This is a genomic window from Streptomyces sp. NPDC053673 (assembly GCF_055585225.1).
Genome location: NZ_JBVJKN010000014.1, coordinates 1 through 12,388, shown reverse-complemented (window position 1 = coordinate 12,388; position 12,388 = coordinate 1). Strand labels below are relative to the sequence as shown.

Genomic DNA, 12,388 nt, shown 5'->3' with positions numbered 1-12,388 from the left:
GGCCGTGACATCAGCCGCTGTCGCGGCGGGGCGGCCGCCGGGCTGCAGAGGACGACGATGCCCGCACAGCTGCGCCGCGTGTGCGGAGACGGGGGCACCGCCCGGGCGGTAGCCCAGGGGGAGAGCAGAAGACGATGAGATGGGCGCTGGTCAAGGTCTGCCTGGCGGTCACGGCGATGGTCGTGGTCGCCTTCGCCGTACCGCTCGGGCTCGTCATCCAGGAGATGGCCAGGGACCGGGCCTTCTCCAACGCGGAACGGCAGGCCGCCGCCATCGGCCCCACGCTCTCCATCACCACCGACCGCGGCCAGTTGGAGCGGGCCGTCGCCTCCACCCAGGCCGGTGCGGCGGGCCGGATGGCCGTGCACGTGCCCGCGACCGACGAGACCGGCGGCCAGGATCTGGAGATCGGCACCCGGCGGGCCGCTGTGAAGGACCTCGCCACCACCCAGCGCATCGGCCGCGCCTCCATCACGGAGGTCACCGACGGCTCCGCGCTGCTCCAGCCCACCGCGCTCAGCTCGGGGAAGATCGCGATCGTCGAGGTGTTCGTCCCGGAGGGCGAGGTCAGCAACGGTGTGACCACCGCCTGGCTGGTGCTGGCGGGGGTCGGCGTGGCGCTGATCGTCGGCTCGGTCGCGGTCGCCGACCGGCTGGGCGTACGGATGATCCAGCCGGCCCAGCGGCTCGCGGGCGCCGCGCACGACCTCGGCGAGGGCAGGCTCGGGGCCCGGGTCCCGGAGGAGGGCCCCACGGAGCTGCGGTCGGCCGCGATCGCCTTCAACGCCATGGCGGACCAAGTGGTCCAGCTGCTCGCCAATGAGCGGGAGCTGGCCGCGGACCTCTCGCACCGGCTGCGTACGCCGCTGACCGTGCTCCGGCTCAACGCGGCCTCGCTGGGCACGGGTCCCGCCGCCGATCAGACCAGGGCCGCCGTCAAGCAGCTGGAACGCGAGGTCGACACGATCATCCGTACGGCACGGGAGGCGAAGCCGCAGACGCAGGCGACCGGTCCCGGCGCGGGCTGTGACGTCTCCGAAGTCGTACGCGAGCGCATGGAGTTCTGGTCGGCGCTGGCGGAGGACGAGGCGCGCAAGGTGCGGCTCGCGGGCGTGGACCGCCCGGTGCGGATTCCGGTGGCCAGGCCCGAACTGGCCGCCGCGCTGGACGCATTGCTCGGAAACGTCTTCCGCCACACCCCGGAGGGCACCGCCTTCTCGGTGGACGTGCACAACGGCGACGACGCGGTGATCGTGCTCGTGTCGGACGCGGGTCCCGGGATCGCCGACCCGGAGGCGGCGCTGGCCAGGGGCAACAGCGGGGCCAGGGACGGTTCGACGGGGCTCGGCCTGGACATCGTGCGCCGGGTCGCCGAGTCGACCGGGGGCGACGTACGCATCGGGCACTCGGTGCTCGGCGGTACCGAGGTCCGGATCTGGATCGGGCTGGGCGGCGTCCAGCGCCCGCAGGGGCGTCTCGGGCACCGGATGGGGCGGCGCAAGAAGAGCGGTCCGGGAAGCCGCAGGGGCGCAGAGGTCTGAACCATTAATCGCCCCCGATGGGGTCCTTAAGCGTGCCCTAAGAACATCAACCGGCGTCCGGATCCCGTCATTTGTCTGTTTCGGTGTCGCTAGCGTGCTGCCGCACCCCCCACTTCCGTAACGCAGAGGCAGGCACGCGATGGGCACCAGCACGCACCGGCGCAGGGCGAGCGGCAGGACGAAGGCGATCGGCGCGGTGGTGGCCGCCGCGGTCATCGGCGGCGCGGCGTTCGCGTTCACCGGGACGGCACAGGCGGCCTCTGTGGGCGCCGCGTACACCAGGACCAGCTCCTGGGACGGTGGCTACACCGGCCAGTACGTCATCACCAACGACACCGGCAAGGCCCAGTCGGACTGGACCCTCGAATTCGATCTGCCCGCCGGCACGAAGATCGGCTCCCTCTGGAACGGTGACCACACCGTCAGCGGGCAGCACATCACCGTGAAGCCGGCGAGCTGGAACAAGGAGCTGGCACCCGGCGCGTCCGTCACCGTCGGCTTCGTGACCTCTGCGAGCGGCGCGGCGGGCGATCCGTCCGGCTGTCTCATCAACAAGGTCACCTGCTCGGTCGACGAGGGCGGCACGCCGCAGCCGAGCGGCCGCCCGACGGAACAGCCCACCCCCACGCCGACGGCGACCTCGACCCCCAGCCCCACCGGGACGCCGACCCAGACGGCCACCCCGAAGCCGACCGCCACGGCCACCGCCACCGCAACGCCCACGGCCCCGGCAGGCGGCGGCAAGTTCGCGCCGTACATCGACACGTCCCTCTACCCGGCGTACGACATGCTCGACACCGCCACGAAGACCGGAGTGAAGGACTTCACCCTCGCCTTCATCACCTCCGGGGGCAGCTGCGCCCCGCTCTGGGGCGGTGTGACCGACCTTGCGAACGACAAGGTCGCCGCGCAGATATCCGCCCTGCGCGCCAAGGGTGGTGACGTACGGGTCTCCTTCGGCGGCGCCGCCGGCCACGAGCTGGCCCTCAACTGCTCCTCGGCCGGCGATCTCGCCAAGGCCTACGGCAAGGTCGTCGACGAGTACAAGCTCACCAAAGTCGACTTCGACATCGAGGGCGCCGCGCTGCCGGACACCGCCGCCAACACGCGCCGCTCGCAGGCCATCGCGCAGCTCCAGAAGGAACACCCGGGCCTCGACGTCTCCTTCACCCTGCCGGTCATGCCGGAGGGCCTGACGCAGCCCGGTGTCGATCTGCTCGCGGACGCCAAGAAGAACGGCGTCCGGACCGACGCCGTCAACATCATGGCGATGGACTACGGGCCGGCGTACAGCGGCGACATGGGCACCTATGCGATCCAGGCCGCCACCGCCACGCAGGCGCAGATCAAGGGCGTGCTCGGCCTCTCGGACGCGGCGGCCTGGAAGACCGTCGCCGTCACCCCGATGATCGGCGTCAACGACGTCACGACGGAGATCTTCAAGGTCGACGACGCGACCCAGCTGGTCGACTTCGCGAAGTCGAAGGGCGTCGGCTGGCTGGCGATGTGGTCCTCGACCCGTGACAAGCAGTGCCCGGGCGGCGCGCAGAACTCGGCCGACGCGACCTGCAGCTCGATCCTCCAGGAGCCGCTGGCCTTCACCAAGGCGTTCGCCGCCTACAAGTAGCAGCCGACCGCCAGCCGCTGGTCGCCGGCCGCCAGACGCCGGCCACGGTCACGGCTGTACGCAGCCCCTCCACCCCCACACAGCGTGTCCCGGCCGGACTTCCCCCCATCCGGCCGGGGCACGCGCCTGCCCGGCCGCTACAGCACCGCGGCCCGGAACCCCTCGGGGTCCTCGGCCCACGGCTGATGGCCCGCGTCCTTGAGCACGACCCGTTCGACCTGGGGGAGCGCCTGCTCCAGGGAGTCGACCGCCGTACGGGGGCGGATGTCCAGCTCGCCGTCCACGATCACGACGGGCACCTCCAGCGCGGCGCACTCGGCGTGCCACCGTCCGGTGCCCATGGTCTCGGTCAGCTCGGCGTTGATGGCGCTGTTGCAGTCGAGGTTCACCCCGAACCAGGGGGTGGCCATGCGCGCGGCCTGCTGGAGCGCCCGGTTGCGGTCCGGGAACTCCGCCGACCACTGCAGCACGCAGAACTCCCTGTCCTCCGCCTCCGCACGCGCCCGCCCCCGCAACTCCGCCCAGCGTGCCCGGTGCGGGCCGAGCGCACGGTCCCTGTTGCGACGGTACGCGGCGTGCCACTCGGAATCGGGGCCGATCCCGGTCCCCGACACGTACACCAGCCGCGACACGCGCTCCGGATGGTCGAGTGCGTACCGCAGGGCGAGCGTCGCACCCCAGGAGTGGCCGAGCAGCGTCATCCGCGCCAGCCCGAAGTGCTGTCGTACGGCCTCCAGATCGGCGACCGAACGGGCCAGGGAATACGGGCCGCGGCGCTCGGACCGTCCGCAGCCGCGCTGGTCCCAGCGGTGCACCGCGGCGTCATCGGTGAGCGCCGCGGCCACCTCGCGGAACATGTCCCACAGCCCGGGACCGCCGTGGCACAGGACCAGGGGCTCGCCCGCTCCGGTCCGCTCGGCCCACAGCCGCACTCCGTCGTCCGTCGTCAGGTGGTGGAGCAATCGGGAAGCACCCCCGTCCTGGCCAGCTCCCGGTACCAGCGGGCGCTGGACTTGAGGGTGCGGACCTGGGTGTCGTAGTCGACGTACACGGCGCCGAAGCGCTTGCCGTAACCGTACGCCCACTCGAAGTTGTCCATCAGGGACCACAGGAAGTAGCCCCGGACGTCCGCTCCGTCGGCGATCGCGCGGTGCACGGCGGAGAGATGACCGTGCAGATAGCGGATCCGCTCGGGGTCGTGGACGCTGCCGTCGGCGGCCGGCTTGTCGGGGTACGCCGCTCCGTTCTCGGTGACCACGAGCGGCAGTCGTGGCGCCTCACGGCTGTAGCGCGTCAGCAGGTCGTAGAGCCCGGTCGGGTCGATCGTCCAGCCCATCTCGGTGACATCGCCGGGCGGCTGGTGGAAGGCGACCGAGTCGGCACCGGGCCAGGGAGAGTGCTCGCTCGCGCCATGACCGTCGTTGCGTTCGACGGCCCGGCCGTCACTGTCAGTGGCCGCTGATACAACAGCGGGTGAGTAGTAGTTGATGCCGAGCGAGTCGAGGGGGTGCCGGATGACGGCCGGATCGTCGCTGTGGACGAACGACCAGTCGGTGAGGTTCGCCGTGTCCGTGAGGAGATCCGCGGGGTACGTGCCGTGCAGCATCGGGTCCGTGAAGATGCGGTTGGCCAGCGCGTCGATCCTGCGTTGGGCGTCCAGATCGGCGGCCGACCGCGTACGGGCCCTGACGGCACTGGGATTGATGCTCACGGACACCTGGGCTCGGGCGGGCAGGGTGGTGCGCAGTGCCTGCGCGGCCAGCCCGTGGCCCAGATTGAGATGGTGCGCCGCACGCAGCGCGGCCACCGGGTCGGTGCGGCCGGGCGCGTGCACACCGGATCCGTACCCGAGAAAGGCGCTGCACCAGGGCTCGTTGAGGGTGGTCCACCGCTCCACCCGGTCGCCCAGCGCCTCCGCGACGATACGGGCGTAGTCGCCGAAGCGGCTCGCGGTGTCCCGCTCGGGCCAGCCGCCCGCGGTCTCCAGCTCCTGGGGAAGATCCCAGTGGTAGAGGGTGAGCAGGGGCGTGATGCCGTGCTCCAGCAGGTCGTCGACGAGGGCGCGGTAGAAGTCGAGGCCCCGCTGGACGGCCGGGCCCCGGCCGGTGGGCTGGACGCGCGGCCAGGAGACCGAGAAGCGGTACGCGTTGACGCCGAGGTCCGCCATGAGCCGGACGTCCTCGGCGCGGCGGTGGAAGTGGTCGACGGCCACATCGCCCGTGTCCCCGTTCTCCACCTTGCCGGGGGTGTGACTGAAGGTGTCCCAGATCGACGGCGTGCGGCCGCCCTCCCGTACGGCGCCCTCGATCTGGTACGCGGCAGTGGCGGTGCCCCACAGGAATCCGGGCGGAAAGCTGACAGACATGGAGGAGCTCCCAACGTATGCGTACGGACGAGGAGGTGAGGAGGCGAGGAGGTGTCAGCCCTTGACCGCGCCCTGCATGATGCCGCCGACGATCTGCTTCCCGAAGATCACGAAGGCGAGCAGCAGCGGCAGCGTGCCCAGCAGCGCGCCGGCCATGATCACCGACTGGTCGGGGATATAGCCGCGGCCGAGCCCGGTCAGCGCCACCTGCACGGTGGGGCTGCCGTTCTGGGTCAGCGCGATGATCGGCCAGAAGAAGTCGTTCCAGGCCATCACGAAGGTCAGCATGCCGAGCACCGCCATCGCCGGCCGCGCGGCCGGGAAGACGACATGCCACACCACGCGCCAGCTGCTCGCCCCGTCCACCCGGGCCGCCTCGATCAGCTCGGTCGGCAGCGCCTCGCTCAGGTACTGCCGCATGAAGAAGACGCCGAAAGCGCTGACGAGCGTGGGGAGGATGACGGACTGCAGCTGGTCGGTCCAGGACAGCTCGGCGATCAGCATGTACAGCGGTACGACGCTGAGCTGCGGCGGCACCATCATCGTGCCGATCACCAGCAGCAGGAGGAGGTTCTTGAAGCGGAAGCGGAGTTTGGCGAAGGCGAAGCCGGCGAGCGTGGAGAAGACGACCGTGCCCGCCGCGATCGAGCCCGCGACGACGGTCGTGTTGAGCAGCGCCGTGCCCATGTTGGCGTCGGTCCAGGCGATCTCCAGATTCTTGAAGAGATTGCCGCCGAACCAGAAGGGCGGGGGAGTCTGCGCGAGCCGGGTGTTGTTGCGGGACGCCGCGATCGCCGTCCACACCAGGGGGAACAGCGAGCCGATGGTGAAGGTCACCAGTACCGCGTAGGTGATCCGTCCGCCGTGCAGCTGCCGCCCGGCGCCGCGTCGCGTCCGCTTCGCCACCGGCTGCTCCGCCGTCGGCTGCTTCGTCGCCGGAACGGTCGGCCGTTTCGTCGTCAGCACATCAGCCCCCTACACGCTCTTGCGGAGCCGGCGCACGAGCAGCCAGTTCACCGCGCCGATCACCAGCAGGATCAGGAACATCGTCCAGGCGATCGCCGAGGCCCGGCCGAGATGGAGATTCACCCAGCCCTGCTCGTACAGATAGAGCCCGAGCGTCTGGAACTGGTGGTCCGCGCCACCCGTCGCGCCCGCGCTCCCGTTGAAGAGCAGCGGCTCGCCGAAGAGCTGGGTCGCGCCGATCGTCGACACGACACAGGTGAAGAGGATGGTCGGCCGCAGCGAGGGGATGGTGACGTGGACGAACTGCTGCCGGCGCGAGGCCCCGTCCAGTGCGGCGGACTCGTACAGGTCGCTCGGGATGGCCTGCATCGCCGCCAGATAGATCAGCGCGTTGTAGCCCGTCCAGCGCCAGATCACGATCGTCGAGACCGCGATCTGCGAGGTCCACTCGCCGTTCTGCCAGTCGACGGGATCGATCCCGGCCAGCCCCAGCGCCCAGTTGACCATCCCGTAGTCGCGGCCGAAGAGCAGCACGAAGACGAGCGTCGCCGCGGCCACCGAGGTGGCGTACGGGGTCAGGGCGGCCACCCGGAAGAACATCGAGCCGCGTAGCCGGTAGTTGAGCAGATGGGCGATGACCAGAGCCATGAGCAGCTGCGGGACGGTGGATATCAGCCCGATGGTGAAGGTGTTCTTCAGTGCGTTCCAGAAGAACTCGTCCTCCAGCAGTCGGGTGAAGTTGCGCAGCCCCACCCACTCCATGTCGTTCGGCGCGGTCAGCTCCACGCGGTGCAGCGAGGCCCAGCCGGTGTAGAGCAGCGGGAAGAGCCCGAAGGCCGCGAAGAACACGAAGAACGGCGCTACGAAGGCATACGGGCTCCACCGCACGTCCCGCCGGTACCGGCGGCTGCGCCGCGCGCGGCGCCGTTCGGTCGCGACGGGGTCCTCGATCGGGGGTCGCGCCCGGGCCGCGCCCTCCTCCCCCTGGGAGGGCGCGGCGGCGGTGGCGTCACTTGCCATACCGGTCAATGGTCCGGTCCTGTCACTGGTCCAGTGCGTTGTCGATGGCCTTCACCGCGGCTTCCCAGCCCTCCTTCGAGGACTTGCCCTTCTGGTCGACCTGGAGCATGCCGATGTCTCCCAGGTTCTGAGCGATGACCAGGTCCTTCGGGCCGACAATGGTCACCGGGATGCCCTGGGCGGCCTGGGAGAAGATCTGTCCGATCGGGGCGTTCGCGAAGTACTCGTGCTTGGCGCCGGACACGGCGGGCAGCGCGTACGCCGCGGACGCGCTCGGGAAGCTGCCGCGCTTCTCGAAGAGCTTCGCCTGCTGCTCGGGGGCGGTCAGCCAGGCCGCGAGCTTGGCCGCCTCGGTCTTGTTCCTGCCGGCCTCGGGGACGATCAGGAACGAGCCGCCCCAGTTGCTGGGCTTCGGCGCCGGTGCGACATCCCACTTGTCCTTGCCGGCCGCTCCGGCCTTGTCCTGGATGTAGCCGAGCATCCAGGCCGGGCAGGAGACGGTGGCGAAGGTGCCGTTGGCGTACCCCTGGTCCCAGGCGGGCGTGAACTGCTGGAGCCTGCCGGTCAGTCCCTCGGTCGCGAAGGAGGCGGCGATGTCCCAGGCCTCTTTCACGGCCGGGTTGGTCTTGTAGACGACCTCGCCGTTCTCGTCGTAGAACCGCTTGGCGCTGCTGCCGGTGATCGCGCTCATCACGCCGGTCGCGGAGTCCACGAAGGCCGTGCCCTTGGGGGCCTTCGCCTTGAACTGCTTGCCCGCCGCGAGGTACTTGTTCCAGTCGCCCGCCCAGAGCTTGCCGACGGCCTCACGGTCGGTGGGCAGCCCGGCCTTGGCGAACAGGTCCTTGCGGTAGCAGATGCCCTGCGGGCCGATGTCGGTGCCGAGCCCGATCGTCTTCCCGTCCTTGTTCGTGGCCTGCGCCCACTTCCAGGGCAGGAAGCTGTCCTTGCTGACTCCCTCCGCCTTGCCCAGGTCGACCAGCTTGTCCGCCTGGGTGGCGGTGATCTCGGCGATGTTGTTGACCTCGACGGCCTGGATGTCGGCGAGGCCGCTGCCGCTGCCCAGGTGGGTGAGCAGCTGCGGGTAGTAGTTCTCGTTGCGCTCGATCGAGGTCTGCTTGATCTCGACGTTCTTGTTGAGCTTCATGTACTCGTCGTAGAGCCCGGCCTCCTTGAGCCCGAAGGCTCCGAAGACCCCCACCGTGATCGTGGTCCTGCCCTGTCCGCCGCCCCCGCCCTTCGAGCTGCCGCCGGCGGGCTCGTCGCTGTCCTCGGCACAGCCGGCCAGCAGCCCGGCGCCGAGCGCGGCGACGACCGCGAGGATTACGGTCCTGCGCATTGCGTCCTCCTTGTGCCCTGACGTGTCGACCCCCCGGCCAATTGTCGTGGTGCGCCCGTTCGTTGAAGCTGCGGCTCGGGCGGGGAACGTGCGGGTTCTGTATGAGTCAGGTACGGTGGGAGCGCTCCCATACGTGATGTGTTGAAGGTTCGCGGCTCCCCGGAGGGGTGTCAAGGCACTCGACGCGTAATGTTCTCGGCCAGCGGAGCACGGGAGGCGGATCATGGTGGATCGCCGGAACGCCGGTGCCCGGGCGGCCGGTGCCGCACGCGGCGGAACACGCGGCGGAGCCAGGACGTCGGGCCGCAGCGGAGGCAGACCGACCCTCGAAGAGGTCGCCGCGCGCGCCGGAGTCGGCCGCGGCACGGTCTCCAGGGTGATCAACGGCTCGCCGCGGGTGAGCGACGAGACCCGGGCCGCCGTCGAGGCGGCCGTCGCCGAGCTCGGTTACGTGCCCAACCGCGCGGCGCGCGCACTCGCCGCGAACCGCACCGACGCCATCGCCCTCGTCGTCCCGGAGCCCGAGGCACGGTTCTTCGCGGAGCCGTACTTCTCCGACATCGTGCGGGGTGTCGGCGCGGCTCTCGCCGACACCGACATGCAGCTGCTGCTGACCTTCGCCGGCTCGGACCGGGGGCGCCGCAGGCTCGCCCAGTACCTGGCCGCCGACCGCGTGGACGGCGTCCTGCTGGTGTCCGTACACGCCGACGACCCGCTGCCCGACCTCCTCGAACAGCTCGCGATCCCGGCCGTCATCAGCGGCCGCCGCTCGGCGGACGAACCCCTCGCCGCCGTCGACTCCGACAACACCGCGGGCGCCTGCGCGGCCGTCGAGCACCTGCTGTCCAGGGGCCGCCGCACCATCGCGACGATCACGGGCCGCCTCGACGTCTACGGTGCGCAGTGCCGCCTCGACGGCTACCGGGACGCCCTCGCCGCGGCGGGCGTCGCCCCTGACGAACAGCTGGTCGCACCCGCCGACTTCACCGAGGAGGGCGGCCGCCGGGCCATGCGCGAACTGCTGGACCGCCGCCCCGCTCTGGACGCGGTCTTCGCCGCCTCCGACGTCATGGCGGCCGGTGCCCGCCAGGTCCTGCGCGAGACGGGCCGCCGCATTCCCGACGACGTCGCCCTGGTCGGCTTCGACGACTCCGCTGTGGCGCGCCACATGGACCCGGCGCTCACCAGTGTGCGCCAGCCGATCGAGGAGATGGGCCGCACGATGGCGGACGTCCTGCTTCAGGAGATAGCGGACCGGAGCGGGCGGGAGCGGCGGGAACGAATGGAGCGGCCGAGGATCGTTCTGCCGACGGAGCTCGTGGTGCGCGAGTCGTCGTGAACGCGGTCGGCGCCCCCATGCGGCCCCGCGCCCCGCGCCCTCGCCGACGCCGACGCCGACGCGCGTGCGCGGTTCACGGGCAGGCCCACGCCTCGGCATCGAGGACGTGGACACCGTGTCGGCCAAGGGCCTTGTCTCCGGGCACGGCGCCGCGCGTCAACGGCTTGCCGCAGACGACGCACGCGTCCCGTCCGGTGAGCCCGGCGCGCGGCTCTCGTAGCCGCGCGCCGAGCTACACCTGGACAGCCCGGACAACCCGGACACCCCGGACTGCCGGAGATCGGTGCTCATCCCACGGACGGCACCGGCTAGGGCGTGTTGCGAAAGTAGCGCCGTCCGCCCGGAGGGCGGGGCCCGCGGCGTCTGGTGCGTGCGATCGCAAGGCGGTGGGGGCACCTCCCAGGCGCAGCTCTGGGGGAGATCGTCCTCGTACTGGGCGTACGTGGATGAGACCGACAACGCAGCGTGGGGGCACCTCCCGTGCCCGAAGGGCTACGGGGGAGTGCGTGCCAGGCGTCGCGTGCCAGGCGGGACTTTCGCAATACACCTAGGCCCGGTCGTACGGGGCGGCGTAGTGCCAGGCGGCCTCGCGGGCCTGCAAGTACGGCAGGACCTCGGCCGGGTTGGTGATGAGCTCGACGCCGGTCATCCGGTCGTCGGCGTCGAAGTGGAGCCGCGCGACAACGCGACCGTCGAAGATCCAGAAGTCCTCGGCGGGCAGCCGCAGCTCTTCGGCCTTCGCACGGGTCAGGGTGCGGATGTCCTCGCCCACCGCGGCGTTCCGGCGTGCGCTGTCGAGGAGGTACCGCTGCCCCTCGGTGGCCGGCTCATCGAGGATCCGGACGCGCTCGAACCGCTTCCCGAGTGCGGTCTGTTCACGACGCTCCACGCACCACGGGTCGGCGAGGTCCCACGCGACCGTCTCGCCCCGGGCGAACCGGGCGTAGGTATCGGTGGCCTCGTCGGAGGCATAGCGGCGGCGGGACTCCAGCCGCCACGCGGAGTGTTTCAAGGCGATGAACATGCCGTCGAACTCGTCGAACGTGATCATCTCGGGTACGTGCACCGGCTCCCTGGGGCCGAAGTTGGCAAGGAGCTCACGCGGCACCGTGGCGGCGCTCTCCTCGACGGTGAGGTTTTCGAGCTGGGCGAGCTCGTCGGGGTTGGTGACGCGGTCTCCCTGGATCAGCCACGTGTCGGTGCCTTCGATCCGGTACAGCGTGAGGCAGCCGTTGTTGCCCGAGTTGGTGCCAACCTTGCGCAGTCGCCTGGCCATGGGTCCCCCTTCGCGGGTCGATGTGTGCGGCGCACCGTAACCGTGCGAGCCTGGCGCACAACAGGGCGCGAACGCACGAGAGGCCCGCTCCCGCGCACGCAGCGCGAGAGGGGGAGACCCGGCACGGCGACCTCGACGGCTACCGGGAATCCGAGAGGGCCGTATATGGGATGGGGGCGTGCGGTAGGCCGTTCTGGCAGGCGCCCCGGTTATGGCTCCACACCTGTGATACGGGGGAGGGCGGCCCGTCCGTCGCGACGAGTCCGGAAGGGAAGATCCCCGGCCGGCCGACGGGGGACGGCGGGCCGGGGCGGTCCGGGGGGTCAGGTGAGGGCGAGGTGGCCGGTCGCTAGGACGTCGTGGTTGGCGAACGGCGGCTCGTAGATGCGGTGCGTTCGGCCCAGTCCGAAGACCCACTCGGCGGCCGGCAGGTCGCGATGGCTCGGAGCGTTGACCATGCGGGCCCGCATGGCCTGGGTGAGGATCCACCGGGCCTGCGTTTCGTTGCTCACGACGCGGGTGCCGTGCATGGTGCGGGCGAGGAGCCACAGCGCATGACTGGCGGCCTTCGCGTCTTCGTGCGGGGCGGTGACGGCGACGATGCCGATGTCGCCGATGCCGCGATCGTCGCTGGACTGGGAGGTGTAGGCGACGGTGAGGCCTTCCAGCGGGAAGACCGTCACGCGGGACCGGCCGGCGCTGGGTACGGGATGGGTGGGCACCGAGGTCCCGTTCTGTCGAGCGGGCGGGCCGCCCGATTGGTGCTGCGGCCCGCCCGGGTCGGGTCGGTCAGCAGCAGGGGCCGTCGCCGCAGCAGGTCGGCGCGTTGCAGTCGGCGGCCGTTGCCCACAGGCGGTCATCGACGACGAATCCGGCCGCGCGGATCTGGCCGGCGACGTCCACCATCAGGCCGCGGGT

10 protein-coding genes are annotated in these 12,388 nt (G+C 70.9%); 3 read left to right on the top strand and 7 right to left on the bottom strand.

The window, feature by feature from the left end:
- Window positions 1-134: 134 nt before the first annotated feature.
- Together ACZ6ZQ_RS20550 and ACZ6ZQ_RS20545 are read left to right on the top strand one after the other, a co-directional pair.
- A complete protein-coding gene (locus tag ACZ6ZQ_RS20550; protein WP_469769948.1) occupies window positions 135-1,541 on the top strand; it encodes a sensor histidine kinase in 1,407 nt (468 codons plus the stop codon).
- A gap of 139 nt (window positions 1,542-1,680) precedes the next feature.
- Window positions 1,681-3,168: a glycoside hydrolase family 18 protein gene (locus tag ACZ6ZQ_RS20545; protein ID WP_469769947.1), complete on the top strand. Its 1,488-nt coding sequence runs from the start codon at window positions 1,681-1,683 to the stop codon at window positions 3,166-3,168.
- A 137-nt stretch (window positions 3,169-3,305) separates the two neighbouring features.
- On the opposite strand, the gene ACZ6ZQ_RS20540 is transcribed toward ACZ6ZQ_RS20545, so the two are convergent.
- The 5 genes from ACZ6ZQ_RS20540 to ACZ6ZQ_RS20520 all read right to left on the bottom strand — a co-directional run bounded on the left by ACZ6ZQ_RS20540 (window position 3,306) and on the right by ACZ6ZQ_RS20520 (window position 8,855).
- On the bottom strand, window positions 3,306-4,130 hold the full coding sequence (locus ACZ6ZQ_RS20540; protein WP_469769946.1) for an alpha/beta fold hydrolase: 825 nt from the start codon (window positions 4,128-4,130) through the stop codon (window positions 3,306-3,308).
- On the bottom strand, window positions 4,115-5,533 hold the full coding sequence (locus tag ACZ6ZQ_RS20535) for a GH1 family beta-glucosidase (RefSeq protein WP_469769945.1): 1,419 nt from the start codon (window positions 5,531-5,533) through the stop codon (window positions 4,115-4,117). The genes ACZ6ZQ_RS20540 and ACZ6ZQ_RS20535 overlap by 16 nt, the downstream gene beginning before the upstream one ends.
- 54 nt (window positions 5,534-5,587) lie before the next feature.
- On the bottom strand, window positions 5,588-6,439 hold the full coding sequence (locus ACZ6ZQ_RS20530) for a carbohydrate ABC transporter permease (protein WP_469770096.1): 852 nt from the start codon (window positions 6,437-6,439) through the stop codon (window positions 5,588-5,590).
- Window positions 6,440-6,508: 69 nt separating this feature from the next.
- A complete protein-coding gene (locus ACZ6ZQ_RS20525) occupies window positions 6,509-7,519 on the bottom strand; it encodes a carbohydrate ABC transporter permease (protein WP_469769944.1) in 1,011 nt (336 codons plus the stop codon).
- A gap of 22 nt (window positions 7,520-7,541) precedes the next feature.
- Window positions 7,542-8,855, bottom strand: a complete 1,314-nt coding sequence (locus ACZ6ZQ_RS20520) for an ABC transporter substrate-binding protein (protein ID WP_469769943.1) — start codon at window positions 8,853-8,855, stop codon at window positions 7,542-7,544.
- 223 nt (window positions 8,856-9,078) lie between these two features.
- On the opposite strand from ACZ6ZQ_RS20520, the gene ACZ6ZQ_RS20515 reads away from it, so the two are divergent.
- Window positions 9,079-10,194 carry a LacI family DNA-binding transcriptional regulator gene (locus tag ACZ6ZQ_RS20515; protein ID WP_469769942.1) on the top strand — a complete coding sequence of 372 codons (1,116 nt, stop codon included), beginning with the start codon at window positions 9,079-9,081 and terminating at the stop codon, window positions 10,192-10,194.
- A gap of 547 nt (window positions 10,195-10,741) precedes the next feature.
- Here ACZ6ZQ_RS20515 and ACZ6ZQ_RS20510 read toward each other — a convergent pair.
- Both ACZ6ZQ_RS20510 and ACZ6ZQ_RS20505 read right to left on the bottom strand, forming a co-directional pair.
- Window positions 10,742-11,470 (bottom strand): DUF6879 family protein, encoded by a 729-nt coding sequence (locus ACZ6ZQ_RS20510; protein WP_469769941.1) that lies wholly within the window; start codon window positions 11,468-11,470, stop codon window positions 10,742-10,744.
- A gap of 323 nt (window positions 11,471-11,793) precedes the next feature.
- Window positions 11,794-12,192 carry a hypothetical protein gene (locus ACZ6ZQ_RS20505; RefSeq protein ID WP_469769940.1) on the bottom strand — a complete coding sequence of 133 codons (399 nt, stop codon included), beginning with the start codon at window positions 12,190-12,192 and terminating at the stop codon, window positions 11,794-11,796.
- Between the last annotated feature and the right edge of the window lie 196 nt (window positions 12,193-12,388).